Source organism: Mitsuaria sp. GD03876, assembly GCF_029840635.1.
Classification (GTDB): domain Bacteria; phylum Pseudomonadota; class Gammaproteobacteria; order Burkholderiales; family Burkholderiaceae_C; genus Roseateles.
In genome coordinates, this window is sequence record NZ_JAOCCU010000017.1 from 78369 (window position 1) to 97800 (window position 19432).

The 19432-nt window shown below is 70.9% G+C and carries 14 protein-coding genes; 3 read left to right on the forward strand and 11 right to left on the reverse strand.

Annotation, left to right across the window (positions count from 1 at the left end; genetic code table 11):
* Window positions 1-19 precede the first annotated feature (19 nt).
* The 3 genes from N5D62_RS12960 to N5D62_RS12970 all read right to left on the reverse strand — a co-directional run bounded on the left by N5D62_RS12960 (window position 20) and on the right by N5D62_RS12970 (window position 8920).
* Complete coding sequence (locus N5D62_RS12960; RefSeq protein WP_279758236.1) at window positions 20-4783, reverse strand: FG-GAP-like repeat-containing protein; 4764 nt, start codon at window positions 4781-4783, stop codon at window positions 20-22.
* Window positions 4784-5063: 280 nt separating this feature from the next.
* On the reverse strand, window positions 5064-6959 hold the full coding sequence (locus N5D62_RS12965; RefSeq protein ID WP_279758237.1) for a M48 family metallopeptidase: 1896 nt from the start codon (window positions 6957-6959) through the stop codon (window positions 5064-5066).
* A gap of 167 nt (window positions 6960-7126) precedes the next feature.
* The gene (locus N5D62_RS12970; RefSeq protein ID WP_279758238.1) at window positions 7127-8920 is read right to left on the reverse strand and encodes a glycoside hydrolase family 15 protein; all 1794 of its coding nucleotides are present in this window, start codon (window positions 8918-8920) and stop codon (window positions 7127-7129) included.
* Between the two features lie 118 nt (window positions 8921-9038).
* Between N5D62_RS12970 and N5D62_RS12975 the strand changes: the two genes are divergently transcribed.
* A complete protein-coding gene (locus tag N5D62_RS12975; RefSeq protein ID WP_279758239.1) occupies window positions 9039-9314 on the forward strand; it encodes a hypothetical protein in 276 nt (91 codons plus the stop codon).
* A 7-nt stretch (window positions 9315-9321) separates the two neighbouring features.
* Here the strand turns inward: N5D62_RS12975 and N5D62_RS12980 are convergent, their stop codons facing one another.
* On the reverse strand, window positions 9322-9774 hold the full coding sequence (locus N5D62_RS12980; RefSeq protein WP_279758240.1) for a hypothetical protein: 453 nt from the start codon (window positions 9772-9774) through the stop codon (window positions 9322-9324).
* 217 nt (window positions 9775-9991) lie between these two features.
* Here N5D62_RS12980 and N5D62_RS12985 point away from each other — a divergent pair, with 217 nt between their 5' ends.
* Both N5D62_RS12985 and N5D62_RS12990 read left to right on the forward strand, forming a co-directional pair.
* Complete coding sequence (locus N5D62_RS12985; RefSeq protein ID WP_279758241.1) at window positions 9992-10372, forward strand: metalloregulator ArsR/SmtB family transcription factor; 381 nt, start codon at window positions 9992-9994, stop codon at window positions 10370-10372.
* Between the two features lies 1 nt (window position 10373).
* On the forward strand, window positions 10374-10847 hold the full coding sequence (locus N5D62_RS12990) for an SRPBCC family protein (RefSeq protein WP_279758242.1): 474 nt from the start codon (window positions 10374-10376) through the stop codon (window positions 10845-10847).
* A gap of 22 nt (window positions 10848-10869) precedes the next feature.
* On the opposite strand, the gene N5D62_RS12995 is transcribed toward N5D62_RS12990, so the two are convergent.
* The 7 genes from N5D62_RS12995 to N5D62_RS13025 are packed head-to-tail and all read right to left on the reverse strand — an operon-like array spanning window position 10870 to window position 19283.
* On the reverse strand, window positions 10870-11985 hold the full coding sequence (locus N5D62_RS12995; protein WP_279758243.1) for an ABC transporter ATP-binding protein: 1116 nt from the start codon (window positions 11983-11985) through the stop codon (window positions 10870-10872).
* A gap of 16 nt (window positions 11986-12001) precedes the next feature.
* A complete protein-coding gene (locus N5D62_RS13000; protein ID WP_279758244.1) occupies window positions 12002-12832 on the reverse strand; it encodes an ABC transporter permease subunit in 831 nt (276 codons plus the stop codon).
* Window positions 12829-13662, reverse strand: coding sequence for a hypothetical protein (locus N5D62_RS13005; RefSeq protein ID WP_279758245.1), 834 nt, complete (start codon window positions 13660-13662; stop codon window positions 12829-12831). Before N5D62_RS13005 ends, N5D62_RS13000 begins: the two co-directional genes overlap by 4 nt.
* The gene (locus N5D62_RS13010; protein ID WP_279758246.1) at window positions 13653-14663 is read right to left on the reverse strand and encodes an alkaline phosphatase family protein; all 1011 of its coding nucleotides are present in this window, start codon (window positions 14661-14663) and stop codon (window positions 13653-13655) included. Before N5D62_RS13010 ends, N5D62_RS13005 begins: the two co-directional genes overlap by 10 nt.
* A complete protein-coding gene (locus tag N5D62_RS13015) occupies window positions 14660-15742 on the reverse strand; it encodes an extracellular solute-binding protein (RefSeq protein ID WP_279758247.1) in 1083 nt (360 codons plus the stop codon). The genes N5D62_RS13010 and N5D62_RS13015 overlap by 4 nt, the downstream gene beginning before the upstream one ends.
* Window positions 15739-16974, reverse strand: a complete 1236-nt coding sequence (locus tag N5D62_RS13020) for an alkaline phosphatase D family protein (protein ID WP_279758248.1) — start codon at window positions 16972-16974, stop codon at window positions 15739-15741. The genes N5D62_RS13015 and N5D62_RS13020 overlap by 4 nt, the downstream gene beginning before the upstream one ends.
* Window positions 16975-16979: 5 nt before the next feature.
* Window positions 16980-19283, reverse strand: coding sequence for a TonB-dependent receptor (locus tag N5D62_RS13025; RefSeq protein ID WP_279758249.1), 2304 nt, complete (start codon window positions 19281-19283; stop codon window positions 16980-16982).
* Window positions 19284-19432 lie beyond the last annotated feature (149 nt).

Here is a 19432-nt window from a genome sequence, read left to right on the forward strand (position 1 = left end):
ACCGGCGTCATGGCCGCGCTCACGGGCACACCTGTCCGGACGGCGGGCTGGTCGACCGCATGTTCATCGTCATGTCGAGGCTGGTGGCACGGCCCAGGGCGTCGGTGACGACGACGCGATAGACCGCGCTGCCCCATTCGCAGGCCACGGTCATCCGCGTGGACAGGGACGCGGTGGCGGACGTCGGGTTGGTGATGAAGGCGGCCGTGTTGTTGGAACTGAGCGAGGACCACTGGTACGTGAACGGAGCCAGCCCGTCGGTGACGTTGGCGGTGACGTTGACGTTGTAGGTCGGCAGCCCCTTGCCCGTGAACGAGATCGGGAAGACCGGCGAACTGGCGACGCTGGGCGGCGGCGGATAGACCCGCAGGTTCACCGCCACGCTGCCCGTCACGCCGCCTGCGGGAGTCGCCGTCAACGTACCGGCGTAGATCGACGGGGCCGTGCCGGTCGTGACGGTGACCGTGCCGCAGGCCGCTCCCGCGCCGCAGGCGCCGGTCGGCCCGGCGACGGACACCCCCGCCGGCGCGCCATAGCTGATCGATCCGGTCGCGGTCTGGCCGACGTTGCTCACCGTGCACTGCATCGTCGCCGCGGTCGGCGCGGTTGTGGGCGAGGTCACGGCGCAGTTGCTGAAGGCCAGCTGCGGCTGCGTCAGCACCTGCAGGTTCACCGCCAGGCTCGCGCCGCCGCCGGCGTTGGGCGTGGCGGCGAGCGTGCCCGTGTAGGCGCCGGCCGCCGTGCCCGTGGTGACCGTCACGGTGCCGCAGGCGGCCCCGCCCGCGCAGGCGCCTGTCGGCCCGGACACGGAGGCTCCGGCGACCGCGCCGTAGGTGATCGAGCTCACGCCGGCCTGGCCGCTGTTGCCGACCGTGCAGCTCATCGAGGCGGCGGACGGCGTCGTGGTGGGCGAGTTCACCGCGCAGTTGGCCAACGTGAGTTGCGCCGGTGTCAGCACGGTCAGGTTGATGGGCGTCTGCGCGGCGCCGCCGGTGTTGGGGTTCGCGCTCAGGGTGCCGGTGTAGGTGCCCGCGGCAGTTCCGGTGGTGACGGTCACGGTGCCGCACGCGCTCTGGGCGGCGCAGGCGCCGGTGGGGCCGCTGACGCTCGTGCCGGGCGCGCCGGCGTAGCCGATGGACGCCACCGAGGTGCCGCCCGTGTTGCTCACCGTGCAGGTCAGTCGCGCGGCGGAGGGCGCCACCGTGGGCGAGGTCGAGGAGCAATTGCCAAGCGCGAGCTGACCCGGCGTGTACACCCACAGGTTGACGGTGGCGGTGCCGGCGATGCCGGCGTCCGGCGTGGCCGTCAACGTGCCGGTCGTGTTGCCCGCCGCGGTGCCGGTCGTGACCGTGACGGTGCCGCACACCGCGCCGGGATCGCACCGGCCGGTGGGGCCGGCGATCGTGGCGCCGGAGACGCCGCCGTAGCTGATCGACTGCGCGGCCACCTCGCCGGCATTGCGGACCCGGCAGGACAAGGTCGCCGGCGTCGGCGTGACCGTTCCCGAGTTGGCCGAGCAGGTGTCCAGCACGAGCGTGGCCGGAGCGCGCACCAGCAGGCTCACGTTCGCGGAGCCGGGCGTGCCGAGGGTCGGCGTGGCAGTGATCGCACCGGTGTACTGGCCGGCCGCGGTGCCGCTCTGCGCGGTCACCGTGCCGCAGTCGGCGGTGCCCGCGGGGCAAGTCGCGGGGCCGGTGACGGTGACGTTGGCCGGCCCGCCGTAGACGATGCCGCTGGCGGGTGTCTGGCCCGTGTTGCCGAGCTTGCAGGTGGTCACGTCCCGGTTGGGCGCGACGGCGCCCGGACCGGCCACGCATCGCGTCAGCGTGAGCGCCGGCGCGACGAGGCCGCCGGCGCCCGCCGGCGCGGTCTTCGTCACCTGCTGGCGCGTCTTGAGCCCGAGCAGCCAGTCGGCGACGCGGTTGTCGTACTGCGCCGTCGTGCGTGAGCTCCACACCGCGCCGCCGGGCTCGGTGACGGTTTCCGTCACGCTCGTGAGGTTGCCGTAGGCATCGATGCCGCCGTCGTCCACGGCTTGCGTGACGGTCGGCAGGGGCGTGCCGTCCAGGTCGCGCTCGGTGGTCGTGCCGGACTTCGCGTAGGTGTGGACCGTGCCCGTGCCCGTGTCCAGCCTCGCCGGCGTGAAGTTCTCCTGCGACAGCACCACGCCGTTGGCATGCGTGCGGGTGCGGGAGAGTACGGCGCCGGTGTAGGGGAAGGCCTGCGACATCGTCGTCACCGTGGTGGTGTTGCGGGTCCGGTCGATCTCGGTGACGCGCGAGAAGCCGTTGCTGCCGCGGCCGCGCAGGTCGATCTGGGCGCCGGCATAGCGATAGTCCTTGGCGAACCATCCGCCCAGCCCGTTGCTCGTCTCCAGGCGGGACAGCACCGCCTGTCCGGCTGTCACGCGCCGAGCGGGATAGGCGACGAGCGGACCGGCTTCGTGGACCGTCGGATCGTCCAACCCGGCATAGGTGAAGCGCACGGAACGGCCGCCGCCCTCGTCGACGCGTTCGAGGAGGTCGACGTAGCGGCCCGCGCCGGTGAGGCGCACGTCCCAACGCGCGGGATTTCCGTTGGCGGCGGGCTCGTACAAGGCTCGGTCGAGAAGGCCGTCGCCGTTGAAGTCGCCCACCAGCGTGGCCATCTGAAACGCGCCCTGGAAGGGCGGGCCGGTCAGCGTCGCGCACGGCGTGACCGCTGTGTCGGACAGCTGGCACAGGTAGCCGTAGCCGAAGCCGTCGATGCGGCCGTCGCGGTCCTGGTCCGCCAGCGCTTCGAACGGCATCTGGGTGGCCGAGGCGTAAGGCCGCGTCGTGCAGACCAGCGACACGCCCGTCGAGCGGCAGATCTCCATCTTCGGCTGGAGCGGATCGCTGGTCCCGACCACCGCGGCGGTGTCGCCGTAGGCGCCAAAGGGATCGGCGTTGTAGTCGGCGACCAGCGACTGGCCCGGCTGCAGCGGACCCAGCGCGATGCCCGCGCTGGCGGCCGCCGGCCAGGCAGCGAACCCGCCGTCCACCGCGACGTAGGCCTGCCAGTGGCCGGAGGCCGGCGTGCCGGTCCGCATGTTGTATTTGATGATGTCCGGCCTGCCGTCGCCGTTCAGGTCACCCAGCCGCTGAACGATCCGCGTGCGCAGCTCGGGGTCGTCGCCCATCTGCAGCGCGGCGCCCAGGTTGGCCTGGGCCATGCAGGGATCGAAGCCGGTCCCGTTGGAGCGGCAGAGGTAGCCGCCATAGAAGTCCAGCACCAGCAGATCGTCCCGGCCGTCGACGTCCATGTCCGCGACCAGGTAGCGCTGGGCGCTCTTGCCGGCCGTCTGCGCGGACCAGGCCTGGCAGGCAAAGCCGCTGCCGGTGGACAGGCACACGGTGTAGTTGCCCTTGACGTTGAACTCGGTGGGCAGCAGGGCGATGTCGGAACGACCGTCGCCGTTGAAGTCGCCGACGAGCGCCTCCTCTGACCGGCCCGCGACGGCGGGCCAGGATTGGCAGTTGAAGGTCGTCTTCGCGGCCAGGCAGACCTTCCAGGCGCTGCCGCCGTCGGCGTACAGCAGGTCGGTGGCGCCGTCGCCGTTGAAGTCCCCCATCAGCGTCTTGGCCTTCACCTGCTCCGACGGGATCGGTTGCTTGGCGGTTGATTCGATCGTGATGGCCGGCCCGCCCCAGATGCCGCTGCCGGCGGCATAGGAGGTATTGGCCGCGGGATCGCGCGTCGTCCAACTGAAGGTGGTGGCCGGAAGGCAACTGCCCTGCGCGTCGCAATCGGAGACGCCGACGACCAGCGAGCGGCCCGAGGTGGGGCTAACGGCGTAGGCGATCCGGACTTCCCGGACCAGGTCGCCGCCGGCGCCCGCGCCATCCGTGTTCTTGACGGTCCGGATCGCGGTCAGCCGGCGCGTTCGTTGCATCAGCGATCCCATCACGTGTCCGTTCCACGGGTCGGGCCGCGTCTCGTAGACGAAGCGCACCGCGTTGTAGGTCGGCGTCGCCGTGCGCAAGTTGCCGGTGTAGCGCACGCGTGCCGGGTAGAACTCGCCGGTCGCGTTGTTCTCCTCGTAGTCGATGTCGTAGTAGTTACCTCGGCGGTCCTGCACGCGGGACAGCGCCCAGGTGTGGATGGCTGTCTTGCCCTGGGCCTCGATCCGGGAGTCGTCCGTCCCGCCGTAGGTGTGGATCAGTCCATCCCTGGAGCGCACCGTGAAGCTGGTCGGACCGGCCGCGGGATTCGTGCCGGTGCTGGTCACCTGGTTGAACTGGTCGAGCTCGGTCCGGTACTCGGCCACCGCGCCATGCGTGCCGGAGCGCAGCATCAGGCGCTGGCCGTCGAGGCAGAACTGATCGACGGCGGTCAGGTCCACGCCACGATGCAGCCCATCCTGCGCGAGCGTCTTGCCGCAGCGGGTGATCTGCGACAGGCCGCCGATGGCCCAGCCCCGTCCCAGCAAGCCTTCCTCCGCGCGGCTGGCATAGGCGAGTTGCAGGGTCGGCACGATGCCGGCGGTGCCAGGCGGCAACTGGACCGGGATCACGTAGGCGGCGTCGCCGGTGGGCAAGGCCCCCTCGTTGCCCTTGATGCCGCCCACCAGCGCGGGACCGGCCAGGTTGGGAGGCGTCAGCGTGACCGCTTGCGCGAAAACGGCGCCCGCCAGACCGGTGGCGATGAGCCCGGCAGCGAAGCGCGCGGCGAGGACGCGGCGGCGCGAGGCGCCGGGCAAGAGATCGACACGACGCGGACGCGCTTTGGCCGCTTCGAGACGCTGGTCGTCGTCACGCTGCATGAATCCCCCTGCAAGGCTTCTTTGCCGAGGATTTGAAGCGTTGGCGCGGCACGCGCGGAGCGCACGAACCCGTAATGAAAGATGCCGTGGCAGCCACGGCGTGGAACCGGCATTTGCGCGCCGGTGCGCGCCTGCCCGCGCGCGTTTTCAACAATGGACAAGACCTGTCACCACCCCCGGAGGTAGGAACTTGTCACTGGACCAGGGCTCAACGGGGCGATGCCGATTCAAGCACGGCGTAGCCCGCACCGGAAGGGGGCGAAAACGTCTTCCCGGCGATTCAGATCAGCCGCTCGCCCGCCGCGCGGGCGCGCTTGTGGAGCGCGGTGTAGGGCGCTTCGTCGTTGAAGATGTGGATCGTCGCGGGCCAGCCTTGCTGCACCAGCTCCTGCAGCGCGGACTCGCGCTTGCTCGCGCGCGTCCAGCGCGAGAACCGGACCACGATCATCAGTGCCACCGCGTCCGGATCCGCCGGGATCCGGCGACGCGCGATCCAGGCCTCGTGGATGGCCGGCTTCACCGCCGCCACGCGGGCACGCGCTTCCTCCAGCGCCTCGGGCGACAGGCCGCTGCCCATCGCCTCGGCCTTCGGGTCCAGCCGGGCGACCTGCTGGTCACGCGTGGCCTCCCACTCGCCGCGCTGCTGCCAGCGCTGCGCGTACTGCTCGGCGCGCGGGTCCTTGCGCTGCTTCAGGAATTCATAGGCCCGCTCGCAAGCGGGGCGCACCGCGTCGCCGTCCAGCGCCATCGTCCGGTCGAGCAGCGCCAGGCCGGTCTCGTCGTCCTTGTCCAGGCGCAGCAGCGCTTCCAGGTAGAGCGCGCCGGCACGGTCCGGATGGGCCGCGTTGAAGGCGGCCACGGCGCTCAGGTGATCCTCGTCCGGCAGCAGCTGGGCGTTCAGGCGCAGCAGTTCGAAGGCCTCGTCGACGCTGCGTTCGGGCAGGGCCCGCAGCGCGTCGGCGCGTTCGCGCAGGCTGGCCCAGTGGCCGTATTGATCGCGCCAGCCCAGCGCGATGTCGTCGCGCCAGCGTTCCTGCAGGTCGCGGCGCAGCGCGGGCAGGGCGTCGCCGAGCCAGGTGCCGGCGGCGGAGGCCGCGGGCGAGGCCGGCATCGCCACGGGCAACTGGTCCAGTTGCGCATCCGCCAGGCCCAGCGCCAGCAGGCGCTGGCGCAGCGACGGGTGGGTGTCGGCGACGCCGGGATCGCGCGCGAGCGCCGCGCGCAGGTCCTTGTCCGCCAGCTCCGGCGCCTGCGGCGCGAGCGCGGCGCGGGCCCAGCGTTCCGAAAGGTCCGACGGCGGCGTCTTCTCGGAACGCGCGGTCTTGAAGGTGTCGGTCAGGAAGCGGTCGTAGCTGCCGCCGCTGACGTTGACGCGCTTGAGCGCCGAGGCCGCCGCCGCGGCGCCGACCAGTTCCGCGGAGGCGGCGTCGGCCTGGTACTCGTTGGCGCGGGCCAGGACGAAGGTGTAGGCGTTGAAGTAGGGCGCGTACCAATCGACCGGCTTGCGCAGCAGCCGTCCGGTCCAGCCGGACCATTGCTCGGCCAGGGCCTGGATCGTGCCCCACGACAGCCGCAGCCGGTAGATGAAGGCGCCGAAGCGGCCGTGCGCGCCGGCGAGATGCCCGTATTCATGGGCGACGACGGCCATCGCCTCGTCCGGCGTCGAGGACTCCAGCAGCGGCAGTCCCAGCAGCAGGTAGTTGCGCGGGAAGCCGATCAGCCCGAACAGCGGGCGCTGGACCACGGCCGCGTTCATGTCGTTGATCAGCAGCACGTGGTGGAAGCGCGGGCCGCGCATGCGACGGCGCATGTCGTCGAGCGCGGCGAACAGCGCGGGCGCCTGCTGCCGGGTGACCGGCAGGCCGGTAGGCGCGGGCAGCCGCACGAACAGCGCGGAGAACGAGGCCTTCACCAGGAACCACAGCGGGAAGGCCAGCAGGATCAGCAGCTTGCCGAGCTTGAGCAGCAGGATCAGCGCACCGCCGCCGGTCGTGATCAGCAGCCAGGCGAAGCCGGCCAGCAGCACCAGGCCCAGCCCGGCGAAGGACAGCAGCACCGCCAGCAGCGCGAAGCCCGCCAGCGCCAGCAGCGCCACCTTCATCTTGTAGGCCTCGGGGGCCTGTTCGCTTTCCCGCTCGAGGCGGGCCACCATCTGCTCGAAGTCGGCAGTGTTCATCGTCAATCCCTCCCTCCGGATCCGGGGCCGGATTTTGCGGTGAACGCGCCGCGAAGAGGGGCCGGACGGGGGCGGGCTTTCCCGGGCCGGCCGTGCCGGATCGCACGCGGTGGGCGATCAGCGGTCGGCGGACGATCCGGGCGGGCGTCGCGAGCCGCTGGTCGACCTCAGATCTGCGACTCCCACGGCCGCGACAGCCGCATCGCGCCGTTGATGATCCCCACCATCGAGTAGGTCTGCGGGAAGTTGCCCCACAGCTCGCCGGTGACCGGGTGCGTGTCCTCGGACAGCAGGCCCAGGTGGTTCCGCGCCGCGAGCAGCGCCTCGAAGATGTCGCGCGCCTCGTCGACGCGGCCGATGCGCGCGAGCGCGTCGATGCGCCAGAACGCGCAGATGTTGAACGAGGTCTCGGGCTTGCCGAAGTCGTCGGGCGCCTCGTAGCGGCGCATGTAGGGCCCGTCGCACAACGAGGCCTCCAGCGCGTCGACGGTGCTGATGAAGCGCGGGTCGCGCGGGTCGATGAAACCGACCTCCGTCATCAGCAGCACGCTGGCGTCGAGGTCCTTGCCGCCGAAGCTCTCGACGAAGGCCTTGCGGTGGTCGCTCCAGGCGTTGTCCAGGATCTTGCGCTTGATGAGGTCCGCGCGGTCCTGCCAGAGCGCCGCGCGCTGCGGCAGCCGCAGCACCCGCGCGATCTTGGCCAGGCGGTCGCACGCGGCCCAGTTCATCAGCACCGACGAGGTGTGCACCCGCGCCCGCGTGCGCAGCTCCCACATGCTGGCGTCGGGCTTGTCGTGGATCGCGAAGGCCTGCTCGCCGGCGCGCTCGAGCAACGCGAACTCGTCGATGCCGGCGCGCTGGTGCAGCCGGTGGTCGAAGAAGGCTTGCGCGGAGCCGAGCACGATGTTGCCGTAGACGTCGTGCTGGAAATGCTCGAAGGCCTGGTTGCCCGCGCGCACCGGGCCCATGCCGCGGTAGCCGCGCAGGTGCGGGACCAGGTACTCGGTCAGCTTGGCCTCCAGCCCGATGCCGTAGAGCGGCTGCACGTGGCCGTCCTTGGACTGGCCGATGATGTTGCGCATCCAGCGCAGGTAATCCTCCATCGTGCCGGTCTCGGACAGGCTGTTGAGCGCGCGCACGACGAAGAACGCGTCGCGCAGCCAGCAGTAGCGGTAGTCCCAGTTGCGCTGCGTGTGCGGCGCCTCCGGCACGCTGGTGGTCATCGCGGCGACGATGGCGCCGGTCTCCTCGAAGAGGCACATCTTGAGCGTGATCGCGGCGCGGATCACCGCTTCCTGCCATTCCAGCGGGATGGCCAGCCGGCGGGTCCAGTCGCGCCAGTAGGAGACGGTCTTCTCCTCGAGCTGCCGGGCGATGTCCTCGACGCTGCGGTCCAGCGTCTCGTCGGGACCGAAGATGAAGCTCATCGGCATGTCCAGCGCGAAGGGGGTCTCTTCCTGGACGTAGGTCAGCGGCGCGTTGGTGGTCAGCCGGATGGTGCCCTCCGGGCTGACGAAGCGCAGGTGGTTGCTGCCGCGCGTGCGGGCCGGGTGCGCCGAGCCCCACTGGATGACCGGGCGCAGGACCACGCGGATGCGGGGATGGCCCTGCAGCGGACGCATGCGGCGAACCAGCATCATGGGCCGGTAAGGCCGGTCGTTGAGGAAGAAGCGCGGCATGAAATCGGTGATCTCGATCGCGTTGCCGTGCGCGTCGTAGAGCCGGGTGCGGAGGACCGCGGTGCCGTGGTCGTAGGCCTGCTCGCTGCGGGCGAAGTCTTCCAGCACGACCTGGAACGTGCCGTCCAGGCCGATGCCGTCGGGGGAGTCGATCAGCGCATGGAACACCGGATCGCCGTCGAAGCGCGGCGCGCAACACCAGACGACGCGGGCGCGGTCGTCGATCAGCGCGCTGACGGCGCAATTGCCGACCAGGCCGAGTTTCAGAGAGGCTGCGTCCATCGGGTCCTCCTTGTTCGACGTTATCGCGATGCATCCCGGGACGGGGAATGGGCAGGGAGCAAGGGGCGTTCCCGGCCGAGGCGCCGATTAAGCTCCGCTTCCTGGCAAAGAGATCGTCATGAACGGTAACGAGTACATCGCCGCGCTGGCTCGCGCGAATCCGGACCTCGCGCTCGCGGAGGTGCTCGCGGCGGAGCCCGCGACCTTGGCGCGCTTGCGGCAACTGCCGGTGGATTTCTCGTGGGAGCCCGACACCCGCGACGGGTGGTACCTGCTCGCGTCGCGGTCAGGCTGGGAGTTCTTCTTCCAGGAGCGCGGCGCGGCCACGCACGGCGAGTCGTTCCGGACGCTCGCCGAGGCCGTCGCGTGGGGGCATGCGCAGGGGCGGGTGTAGTCGACGGCTACCTGAACTTCAGGTCCTGCCACAACGTCGTCGAGCCGATCTCGCGGATCTCGAGCCGGTTGCCCGATTCCTTCTGCATCTGCGCTTCGGTCTTCTTGCGCCAAGCGAGGTACTCGTCGTTGCGCTTCTCGCTTTCCGGGCCGGAGACGAGACGCTCGGTCATCACGATCAGATAGAAGTCGGGCTCGCCCTTGCGCGGGTGCACGTTGCCCAGGACCATGTAGCCCTTGATCCAGCCCCTGGACTTGGCGAACTCCTGGTCCGCCTTCCAGTCCTTGGCCAGGAACTCGGCATAGGACAGCGCGCCGCCGTCCTTCAGATGCACGCCGGTGACCTCCCAGTAGTCGCCCATCACGAGCGGCCAGTCGCCCGCCAGCGCGGGCGCCGGAGCGATCAAGGTCACGCAGCAGAGACTCGCGGCCAACAACGCCTTCACGACGATCTTCTTCATCGCATCCTCCGTTCCACTCCCGGGTCGAGAGCCAAAGAACTTAGGCGACCGCACGGGAAAGCGATGCCCCTAACTTCGCAGGGCGACGGCATCCAACGCTTGCACAATCAGGAAAGTATTGACTACACTTTCCGCCATAGGAAACTGTTGAGGAATGCCACGATGTCGCTGAGCCCGCACTTCCATCCGCGCTATCGCCCGGCGATGGAGGCCTGACATGCCTCGCGCATCTGCCGTCACGGGCGCCGTGAAGTCGCCACCCCCGATCGATCCCGATCTGCTGGATCGCCAGTTCTTCGCGCTGTCCGACGCCACGCGGCGGCACATGCTCGACCAACTCGGCATCGGGCCGGCCTCGGCCACAGCCCTGGTGGCACCGCTGGGCATCGCGATGCCGTCGGCGGTCAAGCACCTCGCGGTGCTGGAAGCCGGCGGGCTCGTCGCCTCCGAGAAGTCCGGTCGCGTGCGCACCTATCGCCTCGTCCCGGAAGCCTTCACCGCGATGGACCGATGGGTCGCCCAACGCAAGGCCGACCTCAACGCGCAGTTCGACCGCCTCGACGCCTACCTGGCCGCCGAATCCCCGAAGAGGAAATGAGATGACGCCGATCCCCACCATGCACACCAGCTTCGTCATCGAGCGCACCTTCCGCGCCAGCCCCGCCGCGGTCTTCCGCGCCTGGGCCGACCCCGAGGCGAAACGGCAATGGTCCGATTGCCATCCGGAGAACGTCGTCCACTACAGCCTCGATTTCCGCCCGCTCGGTCGCGAGTCGTATCACGCGCGGCATACCGAGTTTGGCGAGCAGGTCGTCGAGAAGGTCTTCTTCGACATCGTCGACGACCGGCGCATCGTCTTCGCCTACGACATGGCGATCGGTGGACGCAAGCTGTCGGCGTCGCTGGTCACCGTGGAGTTCGAGGCCGTGGACGCCGGCGCGCGCATGGTCTACACCGAGCAGCTCGCCTACTTCGACGGGCATCGCGATGTCGAGCAGCGCATCCAGGGCACGGAGGACGGGCTGGGCCGGCTTGGGCTGATGGTGGAGACCGGCCCGGGGCTCGCGCAGTAACACGTGGCCGTCGGCCGAACCTTCAGTCCTCGATCCAGCGTAGCGCCGGCTCCGGGATCGCGACCTGGAGCACACTGCCCGGCGACAGTTCGGCGTCCTCGTGCCGTCGCCACATCGTGAGCGTCTGGCCGCCCGGGCCTTCGAGCTCGCAGGCGACGCGCTGCTGGCCCGGGTAGCTCGCGCGCAGGACCGCGTCGAAACCGAGCGCGCCGCAAGGCACCGCGCCTGTGCCCGCCGTGGTGCCGTTCAGCGTCAGCGCCTCCACCGGCGCGATCCAGTGACCCGTGTCGCGGCGCCATCCACCATCCAGCGTCGTCGCGTCGAGCCGGTTGAACATGCCCAGGAAATCCGCGACCCGACGATTCGCCGGCGCGCGGCCCAGCTCGCGCGGCGACGCGCATTGCGCGATGACGCCGTCGAACATGACCGCGACGCGGTCGGCGATCTCGAAGGCCTCCTCGCGGTCGTGCGTGACGATCACGCAGCTCTGGCCGAGCTGGCGCTGCAACTGCCGGAACTGCCGCCGCAGCGGCAGCCGGAAGTGCTCGTCGAGCGCCGAGAACGGTTCGTCCATCAGCAGCAGCATCGGCCGTGTCGCCAGCGCCCGGGCCAGCGCCACGCGTTGCCGCTGGCCGCCCGACAGCGCCTGCGGCAACCGGTCCGCCAGCGCCTTCAGGTCGATCAGCGCGAGCAGCTCCTCGGCGCGCGCGTCCGCGACCGCGGCGTCCTCGCCGCGCGCCAGCGGACCGAAGCGGATGTTCTCGCGCACCGACAGGTTGGGGAACAGCGCGTAGTGCTGGAACACCATGCCGATGTCGCGTTGCTGCGGTGGCAGCGATTGCACGTGGCGGCCGTCCATCGCGATCGAGCCCTCGTCCAGGCGCTGCAGCCCGGCGATCGAGCGCAGCAGCGTCGTCTTGCCGCAGCCCGACGCGCCCAGCAGGGCGACCACCTCGCCCCGCGCCAGCGTCAGGTCGATGCCGCGCAGCACCGGCCGGCCGCCCAGCGCGAGCTGCGCGCCGCGGATCGCGAGTTGGGCGGCGCGCGTCGCGTCCGCCTCGGCGGGCCGCGCGGTCGCCGGCGACGTATCGGCGGACGAGTCGCTGGCGGTATCGGAAGGGGAAACGGTCGGCGTCATCGGTCGTTCTTCGAGGTCAAGCGGCGGCGGTCCAGCGCCGCGTCAGCGCGGCCACCGCCGCGACGATCGCGCCCACGCCGGCGAAGGCCAGCACCATCAGCGCGGCGGCCTGGTGGCCGTTGGCGTTGCGCAGGCTGTTCATCAGCGGCTGCAGCAGTTCCAGTTGCCCGCCGAGCAGCAGGTTGGCGATCGCGAATTCCATCGCCGCCGTCACCCACGCGAGGAGGAAGGCCGCCAGCAGCGCCGGCGCCAGCATCGGCAGCAGCACGCGGCGCACCGTCAGCGCGTCGCTGGCGCCGAGCGTGCGGCCGGCTTCGATCAGCGAGGCGGCGTTCAGCTGCGCCAGCGCCGATTGCAGCGTCTTGTGGATCAGCGGGAACAGCGTCGGCGCGACCACCGCCACGTAGACCAGCGGCAAGGGCAGCCAGCCACCCCAGCGGCCGACGAAGAGCTCCAGCGCGCTGATCGCGATCACCACCGGCGCGATCGCGAAGGGGAGCAGCGCGACCAGGTCGAGCGTGCGTCGCAGCGCGCGCGCCTTGGGATCGGTATCGAGTTGCGCGGCGAGCGCCGCCGGGATCGTCGCCAGCGCGCCGAAGAGCAACGCCAGCGTCGCGCTCGCCAGCGCCAGCAGCGCCGTGCGCAGCACCGCGCCCTGCACGCGCGGATCCAGCACCGCCTCGGCGATCCAGCGCAGCGTCGGGTCCTCCGGCCACCAGTGGCGGTCCCAGCGGCCGGTGAGGCCGTACAGCAGCAGCGCCGCCATCGGCACCAGCACCGCGATCAGCAGCGCCGCCAGCGCGAGCGAGGACCACGTCGGGCGGAGCCAGGGAGGCCGGGCCTTCATGCGTGCCCCCTGCGCAGCCGCGCGGCCACCCAGCGCGTCAGGCCGAGCACCGCTGCCAGCATCGCGAACAGCACCAGCGCGAGCAGCGCCGACAACTCGGGCTGCGAAAAGATGTCGCCGCTGACCAGCGCGGCGATCCGCACCGCCAGCACATGCGCCGCCGTGCCGCTGATCGCGAACGGCGTCGCGAAGGCCGCGGCCGCGTTGGCGAACAGCAATCCGAAGACCTCGACCCCGCTGGGCAGCATCAGCGGCAGGCCGACGCGCCGCCAGTACAGCACCGGCCCGGCGCCCAGCGTGGCCGCCGCGTCCTGCAGCGTGGCGTCCAGCATCTTCACCGGCGCGATCAGCAGCAGCGCGGCCAGCGGCGCCTGGAAGCAGACATACGCGAGCAGCAGGCCGCCCGGGCCCTGCAGGTCGATCCACGGCGCCAGGCCGAGCGCCTGCAGCGTGACCGTCACCACGCCCTGCGCGCCGAACAGCAACAGCAGCGCCCCCGCCAGCGGCACGCCGGAGAAGTTTGCGCCCAGGCTGGCGAGCAGCGTGACCGGTCCCGCCATCCGCGGCAGGCGCAGTAGCGCGATCGCGGCGCCCAGGCCGATCGCCAGGCCGATCAGCGCCGACAGCGCGCTCAGCCACAGCGTGTTCCAGGCCGCCTCGAGGTAGTAGCCGTCCGCCGTCAACTCGCCGATCGCGCAGCCGTCGCCGTGCGACACGCAGTCGCCCAGGATCGCCACCGCGCGCCAACCGAAGGGCAGCACCAGCGCGGCGCCGGTCAGCAGCAGCAGCGGTCCGGCGCAGCGCCAGGCGTTGCGCGCGTTCAGCGGCATGCGGCCGGATCCTCGTGGGCCGTCCCCGCCACCGCCGCGATCGCCGCGGCCGTGGCTCCCAGGCGGTCCGCGCCGGCGCGGTCGGCGATCGCGCGCTCGGGCATCGCGGCGGGCAGGCCGAGCCGCTCCAGGATCCATCCCGCCACGCCGGTCTGCCGATCCGGCAGCTCCAGCCCGACCGCGCCGTCGTGCGGCGCCCAGACCAGCGGCACCTCGCGCTCGACTGGCAGCGGTCCGCCATGCATGCGGTCCGCGTGCATGCCGTGGTCGCTGGTGAGCAGCAGGTCGAACCCGTCCGCATGCCAGCGCGGCAGCAGCTGCGCGAGCAGCATGTCCAGCTTGCGCGCGCTCATCGAATACTGCGTCGACTCGCCGCCATGCAGGTGGCCGGCGAGGTCCGGCCCCATCGGATGCACGAACAGCAGCGCCGCGCCCGGCGCTTCCGCCAAATGCGCGCGCCGCAGCGATTCGGCGTCGGCCAGCAGGTGGCTGTCGGGATAGTCGTCCTCCCAGTACCAGCGCGCGCCGGCCACGCCCAGTCCGGGCAGGACCTGGTCGCGATGGCGCAGCGGATCGAAGACCTGTCCGGCCAGCAGCTCGTAGAACCAGTGGTACGCGGCGATCGCGCTCGGCACCTTGGCCGCGCCCAGGCGCTGGAACAGGTGGCGCTCCAGCCGCTGCCCCGCCTGTCCGTTGCCCAGGATGCCGTGGGTCAACGGCGGCTCGCCGTTGATCACCGTCGCGTACAGCGGCCGCGACAGGCTCGGCAGCTCGCAGCGCAGCGAGCGCCATTGCGCCCGGCCCGCCTCGTTGAGCGCCTGCAGGTAACCCATGTAGTCACGCGCGGTATCGGCGCGCAGCCCGTCGGCCAGCAGCACCACCAGCTTGCGCGAACGGCTCGTCCCCGCCGGTGCCGTCGCATCGCCCGCGCGGCCGTCCGGCGCATCGAGCCTCGATGTCCCCATCGATCCCCCCATCGGCCCGGTCATCGGTCCGCTCATCGAGCCGCTCCCAGCACCTCGCGCTGCCACGCGCGCGGCAGCTTCTTGACTTCCTCGGTCCAGACGGCGGGCTTGAGCGCGCGCGACTTCGCGTACTGCGCCTCGGGCACCAGCAGCGCCTTCAGGTCGGGCGGCAGCTTCAGCTGCGCGATCCGGATCGGCCGCGCGTGGCCGCGCGCCAGGTTCATCTGGCCGGCGTCGCTGAAGATGTACTCGCGCGCCAGCATCGCCGCGTTCGGATGCGGCGCCCAGCGGTTGACGATCGTCGTGTAGCCGCTGGTCACCGAGCCGTCGGACGGGATCAGCACCTCGTAGTCGGCGGCATTGGGGAGCTTGGCGCGGTAGGACAGCGCGTTGAAGTCCCACAGCAGGAAGACGTCCGCCTCGCCGCGCTCCATCAGGGCCGGCGTCGCGTTGGTGCCGATCAGCCGCTTGTCCCTGGCCAGCGCCGCGAAGGCCGCCAGCGCCGGCTGCAGCCGCGTCTCGTCGCCGCCCAGCGCCACCGCCGCGGCCAGCACCGCCGCGTTGGACTGCGCCGCGCGGCCGACCTCGCCGATCATCACGCGCGCCTTCGACGCGAACAGCGCCTGCCAGCTGCGCGGCACGTCCTTCACCCGCTGCCGATGCACCGCGAACGCGATCGTGCCGGTGTAGGCCAGGGCCCAGTGCCCCTCGGGGTCCTTGGCCCAGTCGGGCACCTGCGCCCAGGTCGTCGGCTTGTAGGGCTGCGTGATGCCGCGCGCCTTCGCGATCGCGCCGAACTCGAAGCCGACATCGCCGATGTCCGCGCTCGCGTTGGCCTTCTCGGCCTCGATCTTGGCGATCTCCTCGGCGCTGCTCATGTCGGTGTCGACATGGGCCAGCGCGTACAGCCGCTGCAGGTCGGCCCAGGTGGCGCGCCAGTTGGCCCAGTCGTCGGGCATGCCCAGGCTGTGCACGCGGCCCTCCTTGCGGGCCGCGGTCATCAGGGCGTCGAGCGCCGGCGAGGCCGGCATGCCGCCCTGGGCCAGGGCCTCCAGGGCGAAAGGCCCGCACAGGGCGGGCAGGGTCCGGAGCAGGGCGCGTCGGGACACGGTCATGCGGTCGTCTCCTTGGCCGGCCGACGCAGGTCCGACAACAGCAGGTCCTTCGTCACCTTGGCCTTTCCATTCACGTCGCACAGCGCGATGCGAAGTCGCAGATCATCCTCCCCTTCGGTGACAGGCTCGATGTCCACGAGACCGAAGTTCACTTCCGCGATCACCGCCGAGCGCCGGTTGCGGTTGGGCGTCGGGATGTCCCAGACCTCGGTCAGCCCGCTCGAGGTCGCGTCCCACAGCGGGTAGCCGCCCTCGACCTCGACGCTGGAGAGCTCCGCGTAGTGCATGTCGCCGCTGATGAAGACGACCCCTTCGGCGCCGGTGGCGCGGATCAGCTCGACCAGGCGCGCGCGCTCGCGCGGGAAGTTGGCCCAGCACTCCCAGCCGCTGCCGTCGGCCGCGAACTGCACGCTCGAGCCGATCAGCCGCACGTCCGCCGGCACACGCAACTGCGCTTCCAGCCATCGCCACTGGGCCTCGCCCAGCAGCGTCGCCTCGGGCCGCGGGTCCGGCACGTACCAGCCCGTCATCGGCTGCCCGCTGAGCTTGGCCCGCAGCACCATCGCCGCGTAGCTCGACTTCAGCGCCGGGTCCATCGTCAGCATCGTGCGGTTGAAGCGCAGGTCGGGCAGGATCACCTGGATGCGCTTGCCGAAGGCCTCGTACACGGTGCTGGTGTAGATGCCGTCTGCCCGGCGGCGCGGCGAGTCCGCCGGCTCGCCCCAGGCGTCGCAGAACAGCTGCTGCGACAGCGCCTTGAGCGGGTAGTCGGCGCCTTCGTCGTCGTCGCCGAAGTCGTGGTCGTCCCAGATCGCGACGTGGCGCGTCGCGCGCCGGAAGTCCTGCAGCGGCTTGACCGCCATGAGCTCGGCGTAGCGCTGGCGCAGCGTGGCCTCGTCGCGGGCGTCGGCATACAGGTTGTCGCCGAGGAACACGAACAGGTCGGGCCGCGCCGCGCCGATCGCGCGCCAGATCGGCTGCGGCTTGGACTGCTTCGCGCAGGAGCCGAAGGCGACGCGGAAGCGCCGCGGGGGCGGCACTTCCGTCGCGCCGGCCGCCGTCGACGCCGGGGAGGCGGGCGCCTCCCCGGACGTCGTGGCGCAGCTCGCCAGCGGCAGCAGCACCGGCGCTGCCAGCGGCACCGCCATCGGCGAGGCCAGCGACCGCGCCAGCAGCTGCCGGCGGGTCAGCGGGGCGACGCCCGGCGCGTCGTCATCGGCATGCGCGCTCATGGACGTCAGAACTTGCCGGTCAGCGTCACGAAGAACTGGCGCGGCGCACCCGGCAGCAAGGTGGCGTAGGTGCCGTCCTTGTCGCTGTTGGTGAAGCCGTTGGAGCCGATCGTCGAGATGTAGTGCTTGTCGAACAGGTTGGTCACGCTGGCCTGCAGGCTCAGCTCGCGCAGCATCGACACGTTCTTCATCTTGTAGCCGGCGCTGACGTTGACCAGCGTGCGGTCCGGCACCGAGGCGTCGTTGGTGTACGAGTAGTAGCGCTTGGACATGTAGTCCACGCCGATCGTGCCGAACAGCGCGCCGTCGTCGTAGCCCAGCTGCGACTTGACCATCGTGTCGGGCGCGTCGGCCACGCGCTTGCCGCGGGTGGCGACCGGCTTGCCGTCGCTGACGACGTCGTCGCGGTAGGTCGACTTGGCCAGGCTCACGCTGTTGTACCAGGTGAAGGCGGAGGCCAGGCGGATCGACAGCGCGCCTTCGATGCCGGTGGCGCGCACGTCGCCGACGTTGGACAGCACCACCGGATTGCCCTGGATGCCGCTGCCCTGCTGGATGCTCAGCAGCCGGTCCTTGAAGTTCACGAAGTACGCGCTGACCGAGCCCTCGTAGCCGCGGCCGCTGGTACGCCAGCCGGCTTCGACGGTGTCGGAGGTCTCGGGCTTGAGCGTGCCCTTGATCGCGTCGAAGCCGACCGCGTTGGTCGCGAACGGCGAGGTGCCGGTCGCCGCGCCCTGGTAGGCGCGCATGTTGCGGGCGACGGTGCCGTAGAGCTCGTCGGTGGCCGACAGGCGGTAGTTCAGGCCCAGCTGCGGCAGGAAGCCCTTCTGCGCGGTGATCGTGCCCGACGGCATGTCGGTGCCGACCTCGCGCTTGCCGTTGATCTTGACCTTGAGCGCCTTGAAGCCGGCGCCCACGGTCAGGTCCTTGGTCACCGACCAGGTGTCGGACACCGAGAACTGCGAGGTCTTCGTGTTGAAGCCGTACTGCCACTGCGTCGACAGCGGGTTGCTCGGGAACTCGTAGACGCTGGGCACCGCGCCGGTGCGGGCGGCGTAGAAGCGGCGGGCCTGGTCGAAGTCGTTGTCCTCGAACCAGACGCCGGCCTTGAGCAGGTGGTCGCCCAGCTCGAGCTCGGCGTTGGAGACCACGCCCCAGCGGTGGATGCCGTACTCGGTGGTGCGCATCGAGATCGGCGACGCCGTGCCCGGCACGTCCGCGCCGTTGGCGTCCTTGAGCGCCGGCGTCGGGTTGTACGGCGTGAACCACAGGCCCGCGCCCTTGTTGTGGTGGTAGTAGGCGGTGGTCTTCCAGGTGGCGTTCGGCGCCAGGCGGACATCGGCGGTCGCGCCGGCCAGCTCGTCGTTGCGCAGGCCGGCCCCGGCGTAGTACTGGTCGTCGCAGGCGGCGACGGCGTTGGGCGCCTTGCACAGCGTGTTGGCGGCGTTCACCGCGGCGTTCCAGTCCGGATAGAAGTTGTCGAACTTGTCGCCCTTGCGCCGGATCAGGTCCAGCGACAGGTCCTGGTAGTCGACTTCCTTGCGGCGCGAGGTGTTGATGAAGGCGGACAGGCGGCTGTCGCCGACGTTCTTCACCCACTTCAGGTTCCACTGCTCCGGCTTCTGCTGGCCCTCGCCGCGCCACTTGTCGGCGTCCTGGTTGGTGTAGCTGACGTAGAACTGGCCCAGCACCGACTGGCCGCTGTCCACGCGCACGAAGGTGCGGCGGGTCGACTCGCTGCCCACCGTCTGCGAGGCGCGGAAGCCGAACTTGTCCAGCGGGTCGCTCGAATAGAACTGCAGCGTGCCGCCCAGGTTGCTCGAGGACGCCGCCTCCAGCGCGCCCGCGCCCTGCGACAGCGAGGCGCGGCCGACGTTCTCGCTGGAGATCGCGCGGCTGATGTGCAGGCCGTTGAAGTTGCCGTAGGACATGTCGCCCAGCGGCACGTCGTCCAGCGTGAAGCCGAGCTGGTTCTGCGAGAAGCCGCGCACGGTGAAGCGGGTCGACCACTCGTAATTGCCCAGGCCGTCGGCGGCCTGGAAGTTCACGCCGGGCAGGCGCGCCACGGTCTGCAGCGGGCTGCTGCCGGCCAGCGCGTTGTCGAACTCGACGCCGCTCAGGCTCTGCACCGAGCGCAGCTGGCCGCGGCCGACGGAGACGGTGACCCGCTCCAGTTCCGCGCGGTCGGAGGCGGCCGCGGCGGCGGTGGTGGAGGAAGCGGCGGCCGCGTCGCTGGACTGGGCGGCGGCGGGGACGACGTAGGCCAGGCTCAGGGCCAGGACCAGGGCGGTGGGCATCGGGTGCTTCATGGTGGAACTCGGTGCGGTGAGGAGGTGTCGGAGGGCGTCGGTTTGGATATCGAACGCCCCGCACTGTCACAACCGTCCACGACAAAACAACGACAAACACGAAAAACCACAGCAGAACCGGCCTGTGATGCTGGAAATCCACAACATCA